This is a genomic window from Sinorhizobium sp. KGO-5 (genome assembly GCF_036245905.1).
In the GTDB taxonomy this organism is placed as follows: Bacteria; Pseudomonadota; Alphaproteobacteria; order Rhizobiales; family Rhizobiaceae; genus Sinorhizobium; species Sinorhizobium meliloti_A.
On the sequence record NZ_BDIZ01000014.1, the window covers coordinates 15702 to 31969 of the forward strand.

At 62.1% G+C, this 16268-nt stretch carries 17 protein-coding genes and 1 pseudogene; 4 read left to right on the forward strand and 14 right to left on the reverse strand.

Going from position 1 to position 16268, the window contains the following annotated elements; all coding sequences use genetic code 11:
• Positions 1-92: 92 nt before the first annotated feature.
• The 12 genes and pseudogenes from rseP to BHD07_RS29920 form a co-directional block, all read right to left on the reverse strand.
• Positions 93-1217 carry an RIP metalloprotease RseP gene (rseP, locus tag BHD07_RS29865; protein WP_018097756.1) on the reverse strand — a complete coding sequence of 375 codons (1125 nt, stop codon included), beginning with the start codon at positions 1215-1217 and terminating at the stop codon, positions 93-95.
• A gap of 129 nt (positions 1218-1346) precedes the next feature.
• Positions 1347-2180, reverse strand: a complete 834-nt coding sequence (locus BHD07_RS29870; RefSeq protein ID WP_338284131.1) for a phosphatidate cytidylyltransferase — start codon at positions 2178-2180, stop codon at positions 1347-1349.
• A complete protein-coding gene (locus tag BHD07_RS29875; RefSeq protein WP_100673905.1) occupies positions 2180-2923 on the reverse strand; it encodes an isoprenyl transferase in 744 nt (247 codons plus the stop codon). The genes BHD07_RS29870 and BHD07_RS29875 overlap by 1 nt, the downstream gene beginning before the upstream one ends.
• 36 nt (positions 2924-2959) lie before the next feature.
• The gene (frr, locus tag BHD07_RS29880; protein WP_003534987.1) at positions 2960-3520 is read right to left on the reverse strand and encodes a ribosome recycling factor; all 561 of its coding nucleotides are present in this window, start codon (positions 3518-3520) and stop codon (positions 2960-2962) included.
• Between the two features lie 51 nt (positions 3521-3571).
• Positions 3572-4294 (reverse strand): UMP kinase, encoded by a 723-nt coding sequence (pyrH, locus tag BHD07_RS29885; RefSeq protein WP_018097759.1) that lies wholly within the window; start codon positions 4292-4294, stop codon positions 3572-3574.
• Positions 4295-4477: 183 nt separating this feature from the next.
• On the reverse strand, positions 4478-5401 hold the full coding sequence (tsf, locus tag BHD07_RS29890; protein WP_338284132.1) for a translation elongation factor Ts: 924 nt from the start codon (positions 5399-5401) through the stop codon (positions 4478-4480).
• 251 nt (positions 5402-5652) lie between these two features.
• Positions 5653-6420, reverse strand: coding sequence for a 30S ribosomal protein S2 (rpsB, locus tag BHD07_RS29895; RefSeq protein WP_003534993.1), 768 nt, complete (start codon positions 6418-6420; stop codon positions 5653-5655).
• A 182-nt stretch (positions 6421-6602) separates the two neighbouring features.
• Positions 6603-8159, reverse strand: a complete 1557-nt coding sequence (locus BHD07_RS29900; protein WP_338284133.1) for a sulfatase family protein — start codon at positions 8157-8159, stop codon at positions 6603-6605.
• Positions 8160-8212: 53 nt separating this feature from the next.
• On the reverse strand, positions 8213-9151 hold the full coding sequence (locus tag BHD07_RS29905) for an aliphatic sulfonate ABC transporter substrate-binding protein (RefSeq protein ID WP_164866969.1): 939 nt from the start codon (positions 9149-9151) through the stop codon (positions 8213-8215).
• A 105-nt stretch (positions 9152-9256) separates the two neighbouring features.
• Positions 9257-9985, reverse strand: a pseudogene (locus BHD07_RS29910) (ABC transporter permease); the annotation flags it as partial.
• A 56-nt stretch (positions 9986-10041) separates the two neighbouring features.
• Positions 10042-11160 carry an ROK family transcriptional regulator gene (locus BHD07_RS29915; protein WP_338284134.1) on the reverse strand — a complete coding sequence of 373 codons (1119 nt, stop codon included), beginning with the start codon at positions 11158-11160 and terminating at the stop codon, positions 10042-10044.
• Positions 11161-11258: 98 nt separating this feature from the next.
• The gene (locus BHD07_RS29920) at positions 11259-12077 is read right to left on the reverse strand and encodes a cell envelope integrity EipB family protein (RefSeq protein WP_100673911.1); all 819 of its coding nucleotides are present in this window, start codon (positions 12075-12077) and stop codon (positions 11259-11261) included.
• A 140-nt stretch (positions 12078-12217) separates the two neighbouring features.
• Between BHD07_RS29920 and BHD07_RS29925 the strand changes: the two genes are divergently transcribed.
• Genes BHD07_RS29925 through BHD07_RS29940 form a run of 4 tightly spaced genes read left to right on the forward strand, consistent with a single transcriptional unit; the run spans position 12218 to position 15068 of the window.
• Positions 12218-12682, forward strand: a complete 465-nt coding sequence (locus BHD07_RS29925; RefSeq protein WP_100673912.1) for a RidA family protein — start codon at positions 12218-12220, stop codon at positions 12680-12682.
• Between the two features lie 13 nt (positions 12683-12695).
• Positions 12696-13421 (forward strand): glycerophosphodiester phosphodiesterase, encoded by a 726-nt coding sequence (locus BHD07_RS29930; protein ID WP_100673913.1) that lies wholly within the window; start codon positions 12696-12698, stop codon positions 13419-13421.
• Positions 13422-13425: 4 nt separating this feature from the next.
• Positions 13426-14613, forward strand: coding sequence for a GNAT family N-acetyltransferase (locus BHD07_RS29935; RefSeq protein WP_338284135.1), 1188 nt, complete (start codon positions 13426-13428; stop codon positions 14611-14613).
• A 35-nt stretch (positions 14614-14648) separates the two neighbouring features.
• Complete coding sequence (locus tag BHD07_RS29940; protein WP_018097770.1) at positions 14649-15068, forward strand: HIT family protein; 420 nt, start codon at positions 14649-14651, stop codon at positions 15066-15068.
• A 62-nt stretch (positions 15069-15130) separates the two neighbouring features.
• On the opposite strand, the gene BHD07_RS29945 is transcribed toward BHD07_RS29940, so the two are convergent.
• Together BHD07_RS29945 and BHD07_RS29950 are read right to left on the reverse strand one after the other, a co-directional pair.
• Entirely contained in the window at positions 15131-15466 is a 336-nt protein-coding gene (locus BHD07_RS29945) for an AzlD domain-containing protein (RefSeq protein ID WP_080636661.1), read from the reverse strand.
• Positions 15467-15471: 5 nt separating this feature from the next.
• On the reverse strand, positions 15472-16218 hold the full coding sequence (locus BHD07_RS29950; protein ID WP_338284136.1) for an AzlC family ABC transporter permease: 747 nt from the start codon (positions 16216-16218) through the stop codon (positions 15472-15474).
• Positions 16219-16268: the final 50 nt, after the last annotated feature.

The window sequence follows — 16268 nt, forward strand, 5'->3', positions numbered from 1 at the left end:
TATTATCGTAAACAAACCGTTATCGAGCAGCCGGCTAAACTCCCTCGCTCTCCGAATCCTTAACGATGTCCGCTCCCGCCCAAGGCTCCGCTCTATCCGAAGAGCCAGTTGATATCGTTCCAGGCCGCAAAAACCGTCAGCATGAGCACCATGGCAAAGCCGATACGGAATGCGAGATCCTGTGCGGCGGGACCGACCGGCCTGCCGCGCAGCGCTTCGACCGCATAGAACATCAGATGACCGCCATCAAGCACCGGCACGGGCATCAGGTTGAGCAATCCAATGGAAACCGAAAGGACGGCCGCGAAATTCAGCACCTCGGCAATACCGAGCTTCGCCATCTGACCGGACATCTGGGCGATGCGGATCGGTCCGCCGACCTGATCGGCGCTCATCCGGCCGACAAAGAGATTCGAAAGATAGTCGAGCGTGCCCGTTACGATCCGCCAGCTCTGCAGTGCCCCTTGCCCCACCGCTTCGAGAGGTCCGTAGGTCTCGACCCGGAAATTGCCGGCCTCCTGGTTCGTTCCGATCCCGATCTTGCCCTCCTCCATCTTGTTGCCGAGCGGGTCGACGGATTCGGTGCGCTGGGGCACCATCGGCAGGTCGATCGCAGCGCCATCGCGCTCGATCCGAACGGTGATCGGCAGCTCGGGACGGACGCTGACATAGCGGCGCACGTCGTCGAAGGTCGCGATCGGCTTTCCGTCGATCGAAAGCAGCCGGTCCCCCGGCAGAACACCCGCCTTTTCCGCGGCGCTGTCCGGCGCCACGAAAGCGACGACGGGATCGGCGACCGCACGGCCGTAAATGGAAAAAAGAACGGCGAAGATCGCAATCGCCAGTAGAAAATTCGCGATGGGACCGGCCGCGACCGTCGCGGCGCGCTTCCATAGCTTTGCACCCAGGAATGTGCGGCCCCGTTCTTCCGGCGCGATCGTCTCCAGCCGCCGGTAGTCGGGCGTGCTCGCCGCATCCTCGTCGCCGAAAAACTTCACGTACCCGCCAAGCGGGATCGCGCAGAATTTCCAGCGGGTGCCATGGCGATCGGTCCAGCCGAAGAGCTCGGGTCCGAAGCCGACGGAAAAGGCCAGGATGCGGATGCCCGACCAGCGCCCAACCAGGTAATGTCCCATCTCGTGAACGAAGACCAGCAACGTCAGGAGAAAAAGGAAGGTGGGGATCGTGTACTGGAGATTGTCAAGCAGCAGGCTCATAGTCATTCCTAACGCGTCCGTTGCCACGTCCGCCAGTTCAAATTGCAAGGTCGGGGCCGTGACGCCATGGTCGGACCGCCGCAGGATAGTCCCGCTTCGAGCCCGATATAAGGACTACACCGGCAGTCTTCAAAGACCCAGCAGAATCGCGCCGAAAGAGACTTCCCGGCCGCCCGCCAGCAAGAACTGCCCAAGCACCAGAGCCAGTGCGGCAATGCAGGCGAATATCAGCCCGTCCACCCGGTCCATGACGCCGCCGTGACCCGGGATCAGCCTGCTTGAATCCTTGACGCCGAACCGGCGCTTGACGAAGGACTCGAACAGATCGCCTGTCTGGCTTGCGACGGACAGGATCAGCGCGATGACGGGAATGCGCAGGTCCTCGAGGGCAAAGTGAGCCATGAAAACGGCGACACCCGCAAGAACGCCGAAAATCGCCCCGCCGATCGCGCCCGACCAGGTCTTGCCCGGCGAGATTGCGGGCGCCAGCTTTGGCCCGCCGATCGCCCGCCCCGTGAAGTAGGCGAAAATATCCGTTGCCCATACGACGGCGAACACGAACAGCATCGCCATCAGACCGAGATAGTCCGCTCCGCGGATCGCCGCGAGCGAAATGCTCGTCAGACCCGCATAGACGATCCCGCCCGGCAGCCACCAGCTGGTTCCCTTTATCGCCACCCAAAGCGCTGCCGCGAGCACACAGAGGGCAAGCCCCGGGAGGCTGACATGCATATAACCGAGGAGGACGAGACCGGCGATCACCGCCTGTGCCAGCCAGCCGAGGGCATTGCCCTGAAAGTCCCGCTCGGGGAGCTTCGTGATGGTGGACCACTCGTAATAGACGAGGAGGCCGATCGCGACGGAGAGAAGCTGGAAGGCAAAGCCGCCGATCCAGGTTGCAGCAAGAACCACCGCAGCCAGAACCACCCCGGAGGCGATACGAAGTTTGAGTTCGGCCTGCATCAGGAGCCGACCGCCAAAGTCGGTTGGGTCAGTCCGCCGAATCGGCGCTCGCGGCAGGCATATTGTTCGATCGCCGCAAAGAATGTCTCGCGCGTGAAATCCGGCCAGAGGTCCGGAATGAACAGCAATTCGGAGTAGGCCCCCTGCCAAAGGAGAAAATTGGAGAGACGCTCCTCGCCGCTCGTCCGGATGATGAGATCGGGATCTGGAATGCCCGCCGTATCGATCGTCGAGGATATCCGTTCCGCGGTAATCTCTTCCGGCCGCAGACGACCGGCGGCCACGTCCCCCGCCAGGCGGCGCATGGCTCTCGCCAGCTCGTCTCTGGCGCCGTAATTGAACGCGATGACCACCGTGATGCCGGTGTTCGCGACCGTCGTCTCCTCCGCTTCGATGAGCAGAGGTAGGATATCGCCGCTCAGATTCGATCGGTCGCCGATGACCCGGATGCGGACGTTCTCACGGTGGAGATCGGCGAGATCCCGTCGGATGAAAGCCTTGAGCAGGCCCATGAGGTCGCTGACCTCGTTTTCCGGCCTGTTCCAGTTCTCCGACGAGAATGCGAACAGGGTCAGGTAACGGATACCGATCTCCGCCGCCGTCCTTACCGCCCCGCGGACCGCCTCAACGCCCTTGCGGTGGCCCATGGTACGGGGCAGTCCACGCGCATTCGCCCAACGACCGTTGCCGTCCATGATGATGGCGACGTGAGCCGGTACGTTTGCGGGATTGAATTCTTGCATGGGTTGTCCGGACAAAGAGACTCACCTATCCGCAGGTCAGACCTGCATGATTTCCTTTTCCTTCTCCGCGAGCAAGCGGTCGATTTCGGAAATTACGTCATCGGTCATTTTTTGGACCCGCTCGGACTGAGCACGGCTCTCGTCCTGGCCGATCTCGCCGTCCTTTTCGGCTTTTTTCAGGTCGTCCATACCGTCACGGCGAACGTGGCGGACGGCGACCTTGCTTTTTTCGGCATAGTCGTGGGCGACCTTGACCAGCGATTTGCGGCGCTCCTCGTTCAGTTCCGGCAACGGAATGCGCAGGTTCTGCCCGTCGACGATCGGGTTGAGCCCCAGATTGGACTCCCGGATTGCCCGCTCCACGGCACCGACCATGGACTTGTCCCACACCGAAACCGAGAGCATGCGCGACTCCGGAACCGTGATGTTTGCCACCTGGTTCAGCGGCATGCGAGAACCGTAGGCTTCGACGGTCACCGGATCGAGTACGTTCGCCGAAGCGCGGCCGGTCCGCAGCGACGCGATGTCGTGCTTGAAAGCAGCGATCGCCCCGTCCATCCGACGCTTGAGTTCCTTCAGATCCACACCTTCACTCATGGTTCAAGACTCCCGTTCTTATCAGCGGCCCTTGCGGGCCCCAGCAGCTTGTCAATTATCGGTCACGATGGTGGCACGGCCGCCACCCGTCAATATCTCCGTGAAGCCGCCCTTCTCGTGGATGGAGAAGACGACGATCGGAATGGCATTCTCCCGCGCAAGCGCCACGGCGGCAACATCCATGACTGCGAGGCCTTTTTCGAGAACCTCGCTATGGGTCAGGCGGTCGAATCGGGTGGCCGAGGGGTCCTTCTTCGGATCCGCGGAATAGATGCCGTCGACCTGTGTTCCCTTGAAGATCGCCTCGGCGCCCATCTCCGCCGCACGAAGCGCCGCAGCCGAATCCGTCGTGAAGAACGGATTGCCCGTGCCGCCGGCGAATATCACGACACGCCCGAGCGAAAGATGATAAAGCGTCGCGCGCTGCGAGAAGCTCTCGCAGATTTCCGGCATGGCGATGGCCGACAGGACGACGGTGTCGATATCGAGTTTGCGCAGCGACGTCGCCAGCGCAAGCGCGTTGATGACCGTCGCCAGCATTCCCATGTGGTCGCCGGTTACACGGTCGCCGCCCTTGGACGCGACAGCGACACCGCGGAAGATGTTGCCGCCGCCGACGACGACGCCGACTTCGACACCCATCGCTCTCGCTTCCGCGATATCGGAGGCAATCCGGTCGGCTACGGCAACATCGATGCCGAACCCCTGGCTTCCCATAAGCGCTTCACCGGAGGCTTTGAGAAGAACGCGCTTGTAGATTGGCTTGGCCGACATCGTCACTCCTGAAATAGATCGGCGCGCGTGTGCAGGCATCTGGCGCACACCGGCGTAAAGGCAAATTCCGCTGCGTGGTATCAACCGCTCCGGCGGGTCCTACGCATCGACTGGAGCCGGATACACGAAGGGCACCGCGTTGTCACGCGATGCCCCGACGTTTTCCCATTCGAGGTGAAGAAATCAACCCTTCGCGGCGGCTGCCACCTCTGCCGCGAAATCGCTCTCTTCCTTTTCGACGCCTTCGCCGAGCAGGAGACGGGCAATGCCGGCAACTTCGATCGGCGCGCCGGCGGACTTTTCCGCTTCCTTGATCGCGGCTTCCACCGTCAGATCAGGGTTCATGACGAAAGCCTGCGACAGAAGGGCGACTTCCTCGAAGAACTTGCGCATGCGGCCATCGACCATCTTCTCGATGATGTTGTCCGGCTTGCCGGAAGCGCGCGACTGCTCGATGAAGACGTTGCGCTCGCGCTCGGCGACCGCCGGGTCGATTTCGCTCGAACGGACCGCGAGCGGGTTGGTCGCGGCGACGTGCATGGCAACCTGCCGGCCGATCGCGTTCAGAGCTTCCTTGTCGCCGGTCGACTTCAACGCGACGAGCACGCCGAGCTTGCCGATGCCTTCGCCTGCGGCATTGTGCACATAGGTCGCGACGACGCCGTCCTCGACCTCGAGCAGTGCCGAGCGGCGCAGCGTCATGTTCTCGCCAATCGTGGCGATGGCGTCCTTGATCGTATCTTCAACGGACTTGCCCGTCGCCGGATAGGTCGCCTTGGAGACGGCCGCAACGCTGCCGTCGGTGCCGAGGGCGACATTGGCGACACCGCGAACCAGCTCCTGAAAGGCGTCGTTGCGGGCAACGAAGTCGGTCTCGGAGTTGATTTCGACGACGACGGCCTTGGTGCCGGAGCTGGCAATGCCGATGAGGCCTTCGGCAGCAGTGCGGCCGGACTTCTTGTCAGCCTTGGCGATGCCCTTGGCGCGCAGCCAGTCGATGGCGGCTTCCATGTCGCCATTGGTCTCGGCAAGCGCCTTCTTGCAGTCCATCATACCTGCGCCGGTCTTTTCGCGCAGCTCCTTCACCATTGCGGCGGTAACAGTCATCTTTGTGCCTCTTGTCTGTTTGCTGGCGCGCCGACCGGGATTGGCGCAGTGCCAGAAGGTTTGGCAGGAAATGGCCTTTCTGTGTGACATCGTGATGAAGCCACTTTAGCGATGTTCGCGGGCTCACCGCGCGCGATCGGCCGGGCCATTTCCGGCTGATAAAGAACAAGGCCGTTCAGATTCTACATCACAAACGGCCTCGTCCCGATATTTCATGCGTACGGCAGCGCTTGGTCTGCCGGTCGGGCCGATCAGGCTTCGGACGCTTCCTCGAGAGCCGGCTCGACCGGAACCTCTTCGGATGCGCCGAGATCGCGGCCAGAGGCGCCCTGCTGACGGGCGATACCGTCAATGGCGGCGCGGGCGATGAGATCGCAGTAAAGGGCGATAGCGCGCGATGCGTCGTCGTTGCCCGGGATCGCGTAGTCGATCTGGTCCGGATCGCAATTGGAGTCGATGACGGCAACGACCGGAATGCCAAGACGCTTGGCTTCGTCGATGGCGATCGATTCCTTGTTGGTGTCGATGATGAACATCAGATCCGGGGTACCGCCCATATCGCGGATACCGCCGAGTGCGCGGTTGAGCTTCTCGCGCTCGCGCTCGAGGTTCAGGCGCTCCTTCTTCGTGAAGCCGGAAGCTTCCGAAGCCAGGATTTCATCGAGCTTGCGCAGGCGCTGGATCGAGTTGGAGATCGTCTTCCAGTTCGTCATCATGCCGCCGAGCCAGCGGGCATTGACGTAGTACTGGGCGGAACGCTTCGCAGCGTCCGCGATGATCTCGGACGCCTGGCGCTTGGTGCCGACGAAAAGCACGCGGCCGCCGCTGGCGACGGTGTCGCTGACGACCTGCAGGGCGCGCGACAGCATCGGTACGGTCTGGGCGAGATCGATAATGTGAACGTTGTTACGGTCGCCGAAGATGTACGGCTTCATCTTCGGGTTCCAGCGGTGCGTCTGGTGACCGAAGTGGACGCCCGCCTCGAGAAGCTGGCGCATAGTGAAATCAGGCAATGCCATGCCTTTGTCTCCTTTTCCGGTTGAACCTCCGCAAGGCGTCGAGCGCACCGCAATGCGCCCACCGGCGGAACGATCCGGATTTCTCCCGGAAAATCCCATGCCTTACGTGTGGAATGGCCAGCCCCTTAGCGGTAACCGGCCCGAAAATCAAGCCTTGGGGACGCTTTTTGTATCGCGCCGGCTCAGGCCGCCTTCGTTCGGCACCGAGCCAGCACCTCGGCGGTGACATGTTCCGGAATGTCGCCGATTTCCGCCATGCGCGCATCGAGCTTAGCCAGCATTTCCTCGAACACAGCGGAGTAGGCCGGCTCGTTCGCCCGGTTGCGCAGCTCGAACGGGTCCTCCTCGCAATCGAACAGTTCCCATTCCGCAGCCTCGTCGCCGGAAAAGGCACCAGGCTGGCCGAGCGGATCGTTATACCAGTAGATGAGCTTGTAGCGGGCGTCGCGCACGCCGTAATGCGCGAAGGCATTGTGGAACTCGTCCTTGTGCATCCAGTACCGGTGATAGGCGAGACCCTTATGGTCCTCGTCCGCCGTCTGCTCGATAATCGGGCGCATGCTCCTGCCCTGCATGTAATTGGGGATCGGCAGGCCCGCATAATCGAGAAAGGTCGGCGCGAAATCGACATTGGTCGCGATGTGGCCGGCTTGCGTGCCGGGCCGGATGCCCTCCGGATATCGGATCAGGAAAGGCATCCGGAGCGATTCTTCGTACATGAAGCGCTTGTCGAACCAGCCGTGCTCGCCAAGGAAGAACCCCTGGTCGGACGTATAGATGACGATGGTGTCGTCGCGCAGGCCTTCCGCGTCGAGATAGTCGAGCAGACGGCCGACATTGTCGTCCACGGCGGCAATGGTCTGCAGGTAGCGCATCATGTAGCGCTGGTACTTGAAGAGGGCGAGTTTCCGCGGATCGGTAAAGAGATAATTCTCACCGGTGGCTCCGTCGATCAACCGCAGTTCCTGACCTTCCTCGATGTCCGGGACCTTGCGCTGGGTCCAGCCCGGCAGAAGCAGTTCGCCGATCTCGTTGCCGCCTTCGGGCTGGACGAGGCCGAGGTCCCTGTATGTCATGTCGGAGCGAATGCGCATTTTCGCCGCTGCCGCCGCTGCTGCGCGGTTGGAATAATCGTCGGAGAAGGTTTCCGGAACCGGCAGTTTCCCGTCGGCATAGAGATGCCTGTCGCGCGGGTGCGGCTCGAAGCTGCGATGCGGCGCCTTGTGGTGGCACATCAGGAAGAACGGCCGCTCCGGATCACGCCTGCCGAGGAAATCGAGGCATTTGTCGGTGATGATGTCGGTGGCGTAGCCTCTCTCCGTTCGCGGTCCGTTGCGGTCGATCATCACCGGATCGAAATATTCGCCCTGCCCCGGCAGTACCGACCATTCGTCAAATCCCGTCGGCTCGTGCGCCTGGCCCTCGCCCAGGTGCCACTTGCCGAAGATCGCCGTCTGATAGCCGCCCGCGCGCAGATGTTTGGCCACATTGGGGAGCCGGTTGTCGATATGGGTATCGAGCGTGGTGACCATGTTCACATGGTTGTAGGTGCCGGTCAAAATGGCGGCACGGCTGGGCGTGCAAATCGAATTGGTGACGTAGCACCGATCGAACCGCATGCCTTCGTCGGCGATGCGGTCGATATTGGGCGTGCTGTTCAGGCCCGCGCCGTAGGCGGAAATCGCCCGCGCCGCATGGTCGTCCGACATGATGAACAGAATATTGGGCTGCTTTGTCATTCTAATCTCGATGGAGAGTGCCGGCGCGACGGAGCGCGCCGGCGGGTTGGCGTTCAGTCGCCTGCGTAGAGGTCGGCGAGATAGTAGTCCTTCGGGTCGAGCGGGTTCTGCATCTTGCCGAAAGCGACGAACTGGTCGTTGAGACCCTTCAGCCAGTTGGCCACCGTCCCATCCCTGCTGGCTGCAACGAGCTCGGCGGTGGTCAGGAACTTGCCGTTGCGGCTTTCGACTTCAAGCGGTTCGGCCGGCACTCCGAGGAACTTGGCGGTGATCGCGACCGAGCGCGGCACGTCGGCAACGCGATAGTCGTTGGCCTCCTTCATCGTGGCGATGAATTTCCTGACCACGTCCACGTCGCCGGCTATCACCTCATTGCGGGCGACGAAAGCCGAAGGGAATGAGTTCTCGGGATAGAAATCGTCGCTCTTGGCGACTTCGACCAGATCCGGGACGGTCTTCTTGATGATGCCCACCAGCGGATACCAGATGCCGGCGCCGTCGATCTGCTTCGATGCAAAAGCCGAAACGACCGTCGAAGGGTCCATCTTCACCACTTCTATGTCGGAAATCGTCATGCCAGCCTTGGCAAGGCCGAGACGCAACAGCATGTCGCCCGATGTGCCTTCCGGAACGCCGACCTTCTTGCCCTTGAGGTCCGCGACGGAGTTGATGCCCTTCTGCGCGATGACGCGGTCGGACAGTCCGAGCACATTGATCGCGACGAGTTTGGCCTTGCCAGTGGCCGGGAGCCAAAGGGCGCCTGGACCGACATACCCGAAATCGAGACTGCCCGCGCCCAACGCCTGGATCTGGATCGGGCCGTTGGTGAAGATCTTCAGGTCCGGTTCCAGGCCGTGTTTTGCCCACAGGTTCTGGTCGGTGGCGATCGCCGTCAGGCTCGTGCCGAAATAGTCGGCGATGTAACCGATCCGCACGGGTTTTGCTTCTGCGTAAGCGGCTCTCGTGGTGGCGCCCACTATGGGGGCCGCCAGCGCACCGGCAGCGGCAACGCGGATGAAACTGCGTCGGGTAAAAGTCACGGCATTCCTCCTCCTTGTGATGAACTCGAACTGACCTGGGGTTTCTGATGGTAAACGGCGCCAGCGGGTCAGACGGCGTTCCGCCGCCTGGACGATGCGATCCATGAGCAGGCCGAGAATGCCTATCGTCACGAGGCTGACGAAGATGGTGGGTAGGTCGTAATAGAGTTGCGCCTGCTGCATTCGGAAACCGAGACCCGATTGCGCTGCGATGAGCTCGGCCGCGACGACCGTTGCCCAGGCCGAGCCGAGCCCGATCCGGACGCCGACCAGAATGAAGGGAATGGAGGCAGGGACGATCACGCGGTAGAACAGCACGCCGTCGTTGGCCCCAAGCACGCGTGCAGCGCTGATCAACGTACGGTCGACGCCGATGACACCCTGATAGGCGGCGACGACGCAGGAAAGGAACGAGGCGAGGAAAATGACGAAGACCTTCGGCGCTTCGTCGATGCCCATGGTCACGATCGCGAGCGGTATGACCGCCAGCGGCGGAATCATGCGGAAAAACTGGATGTAGGGCTCGATCAGTGCGCGGGCGACGCGGTACCAACCCATCAGGAAGCCGACGGGAATGGCTGCCGCCACGCCGAGCAGGAAGCCGGCCAGCACGCGGCGAAGACTGGAGACGACGTCCAGCGGCAACTGGCCGTTCGCGATCAGCTCCACTGCGCGCCGGAAAACCTCGGCCGGTCCCGGCAGGATCACCAGCCCCGCCGCCGTGACGCCCCACCATACCGTGACGGCGAACGCCAAGGCGATCAGGTTCAGGACGATGGGCGCCAGCTCCGCCGGCGAAAACCCGTTCCCTGTCGTTTCCTCGTCTTTGGACGTCAGAGTGCTCAATACCGGGCTCCCGAATAGAAAAAGTGGTCGAGCGCGACCGCCGCCCCGCCGATCGCGCCCAGTTGCGAGCCAAAACCGGTTCGTTCGAACCGAAGGATGTCGCGCATATGAGGCATGACCCGTGGCGGCAGATGTTTTCGCAGATGCGCGAACAGGCTCTCCGGCGCGTCAGCGAGGTGACCGCCGAAGACGATCAGATCGGGCGTAAGCAGACTGATTGCGATGGCGAGCGAGTCGGTCAGCCGAGCGAGTGTCGGACCCCAGACGTCCGTGTTCTCCACCTGCATCAGGAGATCGGCCGGAGCAGAGCCTTCCAGCCCCAATGCACGCATCAGGACGCGTTCGTTCACATAGCTTTCGAGACAGCCATGATTGCCGCAACTGCACCGTGGCCCGTCCTGTGAGATCTGGATGTGACCGAGCTCGACTGCACCATGGCCGCCGCCCGGCCGAAACGGCACGCCGTCGACCACCAGCCCTGCCCCCAGACCGGAGCGCAAATAGACATAAAGCAATGCCGGAACCCCGCGGCCGAGACCGAAGCGCGCCTCCGCGACCGCCATTGCGGTAACGTTATGCTCCAGCACCACCGACAGGCCCGTGCGTCGCTCCAGCATGCCCGCCAGCGGCAGGTTGCGCCAGCCGGTGTTGATCGAAGCCAGGATGGTGCGCTGGCCGGCATCGACGGGTCCCGGCACTCCTACTCCGACGCCGAGCAGATGGTCTGTGCGCGCGAGAAGCTTCAGCTTCTCTATTTCGTCCGCGATCCGCGCCGTCACGGCCTCCGGTGAGGTGTCCGGCAGCGCGAATTCGAACGAAGCGGCCGCTTTCGGCGAACCCAGGAGATCCGTGACCGTCAGTTGGACGAGCCCGGCACCGATATGCACGCCGGCAACGTGATGAGCGTTCGGCAGGAGCCGGATCGCCAGTCCCGGCCGCCCCACCCCGCTGCTTGCCGCCGGCTCCACCTCGGCGACGGAGCCGTCGGCGAGGAGCTGCGCCGTCACATGGGTAAGGGTCGTCGCGGACAGCCCGGCGCGGCGCGCAAGGATGGCGCGCGATTGGGGCCCTTCGTCGCGAAGGATGCGCAGGACCTGGCCGTGATGCACACCCACTGTTCGCCCCCCATTTATTTTCTCAACTTTAGAAAATAAATGGTCGCTGTCAATAGGAGCAGGTTGCGGTCACTTTCGAAAATCGCTTCTGCCGTTGCCTATTTGCACTCTTCGCTATTGAAGACCTCGAGCTTTGCGAGTTTTCCGCTCAGGACGAAGTCTCCGTAGTCCATGGTGAGATCCCGCGTCACGCCGTTCTCGTAGAGCTTGAACGCCATGCGGTAGACGGGCAGCGCGTCGCCGTTGGCTTCGTCGTTGAAATAGGTGATCGTCACCGGCCAGTAGTTCTCGCCCGCAAGCTTTCCGGCCTTGCCGACATCCGCATCGTCAGGAGCGGGCTTACGCGGCTTGCCCACGAAGGTCGAGGTAATCAGCGTCTTGTCGCCCGAATCGGAACCATCGAAAATACGCGCCTCGAAAAAGGTCTCTCCTTTTTTCGCACGTTCGATCACTTCGAGCATGTGTTCTGTCGGAAACCGGCTGGCCGCAAGCGCCACCTGGCGCTTGTCGGGGGCGGTCAGCTCGACCTTGACGCCGGACTTATCGTCATGCGCGCTTCCGCGCACCTCCTTGTCCAGCTTCTCATCGGTAAAGGAGCGGGTGAGGAAACGGAAATTGCCGTTCCTCATGTCCTCATAGGTGGTGGTCTGCTGATCGGTTAGGCGAACCTCGTCACCCGTATCGACCTGGGTGACGAAGCGGAAGCTGACGGTATAGCCTTCGCAGGAGGAGCCGTTGAACTCATAGACCATGCGGCCATACATGCCGGAGATGCCGGACCGCTCGGAGGCGTCCTTCAATTCCAGATCGTAGACAGCGCGGTGGGGAACGAGAGCAGTCGCCTGTGCCGCGCCCGCCGTCATGACCACGACACAGACGCTTCCCACAGTGACGAGACCGAAGCCTTTACGAAACATCCGTTTCCTCCTGTTGGACTCGCCGCCAATGCGATAAACAAGCATTCGGCAGAAACAAGGCAGATCGGTTCTGGTCCACGCCTGTCAAGATCTGCTTTGCATGCCGGATTTTAGCACAAAAGACAACAACGGAGCCTTCCATGTCCGCAGAGATCGAAACCCGCCTCACCGAACTCGGCATCGTCCTTCCGCAGGCAGTTGCGCCCGTCGCGAACTACGTGCCTTATGTCGTTTCGGGGTCGATGCTCTACATTTCCGGGCAGTTGCCGATGGAAAACGGCAAGGTCGCCGTAACCGGCCATGTCGGCAAGGATGTCGATGTCGCCGGCGCGCAAAGAGCCGCCGAACTCTGCGCGATCAACATCCTGGCCCAGGCCAAAGCGGCTCTCGGCGATCTCGGCCGTATCCGCCGCCTCGTCAAGATCAACGGCTTCGTCGCTTCCACGCCGGACTTCGTCGAACAGCACCTGGTGATCAACGGCGCCTCGAACCTGCTTGCCAATACGCTCGGCGAAGCGGGCAAACACGCTCGTGCCGCTGTCGGCATGGCTTCCCTTCCCTTCAACGCGGCTGTCGAGATCGACGCCGTGATCGAAATCGCATGATCAGGGACTTCCAATGAAGGATCTTTCCTGGCTCAAGGCCCAGCCGATCGCCCATCGCGGCTTCCACGACATGAATCGGGAGGTTTGGGAAAACACGCTCTCCGCTTTCTCTCGCGCGGTCGAAGCCGGCTTCGCGATCGAGTGCGACCTTCAATTCGCGGCTGACAGCGTTCCCGTCGTTTTCCACGACCACGACCTTCAACGGCTCTGCGGGATTGCGGGCGACGTGCGCGCGAAGACGTCCGCGGAGCTGGGGCTTCTGTCCGTCGGCGGCACGGGCGACAAGGTGCCGACCCTGAAGCAGATGCTGCGCCTCGTTGCCGGCCGTGTCCCACTGATCATCGAGCTCAAGGGGCGACTGGGCGACGACGAAGGCTTTTGCGCGGCCGTGCTCGAGACGCTGGAAGGCTATGAGGGCCATGTGGCGCTGATGAGCTTCGACCATTGGCTGCTCAGGGACCTGAAGGAACTCGATGCGCCCTACCCCCTCGGCCTGACTGCCGAGGGTGTCAATCCGGAAACCTTCTTCGTGCACGAGGAGGCGATGCATCTCGGACTGGATTTCATCTCCTACCATTACGGCCATCTTCCCAACGCCTTCACGGAAAAGGAGCGCGCGCTCGGCCGAACGCTCATCACCTGGACGGTACGCGACAGACAGGCTCAGGAGCACACATTCGCCAATGCCGACCAGATGACCTTCGAGGGTTTCGATCCCCGGGAGAGCATGATTTCGTAGGCGCATGACAGACGCGATCACCATCCGCATAGAACCTTCGTTCACGTCGATATCGCCGGCGAGCTGGGGCGGGCTTGCCGGCGCTTCCAAAGGGCATGCCGGCACGGCCTACAATCCCTTCGTCTCGCATGCCTATCTCTCGGCACTGGAGGAATCGGGCTCGGCGACGGCGGAGACTGGCTGGCTCGGACAGCATCTCCTGATGGAGGACGCGGACGGTTTCCTGCGGGGGGCTCTCGCCTGCTACGTCAAGAGCCACAGCCAGGGGGAATATGTTTTCGACCATGGCTGGGCGGATGCCTTCGAGCGGGCCGGCGGCCGCTATTATCCGAAACTGCAATGTTCCGTGCCGTTCACGCCGGCGACGGGGCCAAGGCTGCTGGTGGCCGGGGGAAGCGATCCACGAACCGTGCGCGACGCACTCGCTGCCGGCCTCAAGGAACTCACGCGCCGCCACCGCCTCTCCTCGGCCCATGTGACCTTCGTCCCGACGGACGAAATGCCGATCCTGGAGCAGGCGGGCTTCCTGCATCGGATGGATCAGCAGTTCCACTTCATGAATGAAGGCTATGGATCGCATGACGACTTTCTCGCCACGCTCACCTCGCGAAAGCGCAAGGCACTCAAGAAAGAACGCCGATCGGCGGTGGAAAACGGCATAACCATCGACTGGCTGACAGGCAGCGACCTGACGGAAGCTATCTGGGACCAGTTCTTTGCCTTCTACATGGATACCGGCGGACGCAAATGGGGGCGTCCCTATCTGACCCGCGCCTTCTACTCGCTGATCGGAGAGCGCATGGCCGACGATATCTTGCTGGTCATGGCCAAGCGCGGCGGGCGCTATATCGCCGGAGCGATCAATTTCATCGGCGGCGATGCGCTATATGGCCGACACTGGGGCTGCATCGAAGACCACCCCTTCCTGCATTTCGAAGTCTGCTACCATCAGGCGATCGACTACGCGATCGCGAAGGGATTGAAGCGCGTCGAAGCCGGCGCGCAAGGCGAGCACAAGCTTGCACGGGGCTATATGCCGGTGACGACTCATTCCGCACATTTCATCAGCCATCCGGGGCTTGCGCGCGCCGTAGCCGATTATCTGGAACGGGAGCGCCGGGATGTGGAAGAAACCGGCGAGTTTCTTGCGGAACACGGTCCTTTCCGCAAAGGTGAACGCCAGGACGGCTGAGACGCCGCGAACGCCTGCCAGGAAGAGGAAACGACATGAGCGCATACGACACCAACAATATCTTCGCCAAGATATTGCGCGGCGAGATCCCCTCGCATCGCGTCTATGAGGATGAGGCCACCGTCGCCTTCATGGACGTGATGCCTCAGGCCGAAGGCCATGTCCTGGTGTTGCCTAAGGCGCCGTCCCGCAACATTCTCGATGCGGATCCAGCCACCCTCGCCAGCCTGATCGCGACCGTCCAGAAGATCGCCCTCGCCGCGAAGGCCGCTTTCGCGGCGGACGGCGTCACCATCATGCAGTTCAACGAGGCGCCGGCCGGTCAATCCGTTTTCCATCTGCACTTCCACGTGATCCCCAGGCGGGAGGGCATTCCGCTGAAGCCGCATTCCGGCAAGATGGAAGACGGAGAGGTGCTGGCCGCAAACGCGGAGAAGATCCGCCGAGCGCTTTAGGCTGCCATGTAACGTTTGATTCAACCGCTTACGGAATTTTACTATTATTCCGCTTTAACTCATCAGAAGCCCAGCCACCAGAGGCCTGCGGCCAGGGCAGCGATCGCCGTTCCGATCCCGGCGACGGGTTTCTGGCGGGCGAGGAAAAACGCGATCGCGCCGAGAACGACGGAGCCGAGCCGAAGCCACAGAGGCGACTGGGCCAAAACGCCGGTCGGGTAAAGTACGAGTTTGGCAATGACGGCCGCCACCAGCGCCGTCGCCACCGCCCTCACCCAGTTCAGCGCCTCTGAATCGTCGCGCAGCCGATTTCCGGCGAGCACTCCGAGCCACCGCCAGATGTCGGTCGCGAGCCAGCCGGCGATCGCAATGAATGCGTAGGCCCACCATCCGTCCATCCAGCTCACGCGCTCGTTTCCTTTCGCATGCGCCAGAAGCGCTCACCAAGCCAGGCGAGCGTTCCTCCGCCGAGGCCGGCGAGCAGAATGTCGAACTCCGGGGCGATCCGGTAGCAGACCGGCCCTGCGGCGAGACCGATCGCGAGCGCGGCATAGACAACCGGATGACGGGCGGAATTCCAGATCGAGGCGAGGAAATAGACCGGCGTCAGAAAGAAGAGACATCCGGCGACGATCGGCGGGAAATCGGCGACGAGGCGATAAACGATCCCGACCAGCGCCATGTTCGTCGCGACCAGCGTGATGCCGAAGCCGGCGAAGAAGGTCGCGCGGTGCCGGCGCGGAACCGCATGCACGCGCTCCATCGCGAAGACCCAGGCGGTGATGGCGATGAAATGCGAAAGCAAGAGAAGCAGCCATGTCGGCGTCTTCGGCGTACGGAGTTCGGGAACGAGTGCGGCGACCATCGGCATCAACCGAACCGACGAAAGCGTGACTGCCAGGAACGCCGTCGCAAGACTGGCGCCGCTGAGGATGGAACTTACGAGAATGACCTTTGCCGGCAGGGCCCAGACGATGCCGGTCATGAACACGACTTGCGCCGGTGGGATCCCGGCCTGAACCGTCAGCGAGCAGAAGCCCACGAAGGAAAGCATGAGGATTATGGCCGGAAGGCTGAATATCCCACGCGCACCCGCCAGAAACCAGCCCAGAGGCGATCGCTCCTCTTCGATACGGTTAGTGGAATCCACCCGCTATGCTCCACGCTCACAAGAAAGTGCCGGGTAACTCACCCGGCACT

What these genes read in the sequence shown, in the direction of transcription:
- rseP (WP_018097756.1), bottom strand. Translation starts at nt 1,217, where the DNA reads ATGAGCCTGCTGCTTGACAATCTCCAGTACACGATCCCCACCTTCCTT.
- BHD07_RS29870 (WP_338284131.1), bottom strand. Translation starts at nt 2,180, where the DNA reads ATGCAGGCCGAACTCAAACTTCGTATCGCCTCCGGGGTGGTTCTGGCT.
- BHD07_RS29875 (WP_100673905.1), bottom strand. Translation starts at nt 2,923, where the DNA reads ATGCAAGAATTCAATCCCGCAAACGTACCGGCTCACGTCGCCATCATC.
- frr (WP_003534987.1), bottom strand. Translation starts at nt 3,520, where the DNA reads ATGAGTGAAGGTGTGGATCTGAAGGAACTCAAGCGTCGGATGGACGGG.
- pyrH (WP_018097759.1), bottom strand. Translation starts at nt 4,294, where the DNA reads ATGTCGGCCAAGCCAATCTACAAGCGCGTTCTTCTCAAAGCCTCCGGT.
- tsf (WP_338284132.1), bottom strand. Translation starts at nt 5,401, where the DNA reads ATGACTGTTACCGCCGCAATGGTGAAGGAGCTGCGCGAAAAGACCGGC.
- rpsB (WP_003534993.1), bottom strand. Translation starts at nt 6,420, where the DNA reads ATGGCATTGCCTGATTTCACTATGCGCCAGCTTCTCGAGGCGGGCGTC.
- BHD07_RS29900 (WP_338284133.1), bottom strand. Translation starts at nt 8,159, where the DNA reads ATGACAAAGCAGCCCAATATTCTGTTCATCATGTCGGACGACCATGCG.
- BHD07_RS29920 (WP_100673911.1), bottom strand. Translation starts at nt 12,077, where the DNA reads ATGTTTCGTAAAGGCTTCGGTCTCGTCACTGTGGGAAGCGTCTGTGTC.
- BHD07_RS29925 (WP_100673912.1), top strand. Translation starts at nt 12,218, where the DNA reads ATGTCCGCAGAGATCGAAACCCGCCTCACCGAACTCGGCATCGTCCTT.
- BHD07_RS29930 (WP_100673913.1), top strand. Translation starts at nt 12,696, where the DNA reads ATGAAGGATCTTTCCTGGCTCAAGGCCCAGCCGATCGCCCATCGCGGC.
- BHD07_RS29935 (WP_338284135.1), top strand. Translation starts at nt 13,426, where the DNA reads ATGACAGACGCGATCACCATCCGCATAGAACCTTCGTTCACGTCGATA.
- BHD07_RS29940 (WP_018097770.1), top strand. Translation starts at nt 14,649, where the DNA reads ATGAGCGCATACGACACCAACAATATCTTCGCCAAGATATTGCGCGGC.
- BHD07_RS29945 (WP_080636661.1), bottom strand. Translation starts at nt 15,466, where the DNA reads ATGGACGGATGGTGGGCCTACGCATTCATTGCGATCGCCGGCTGGCTC.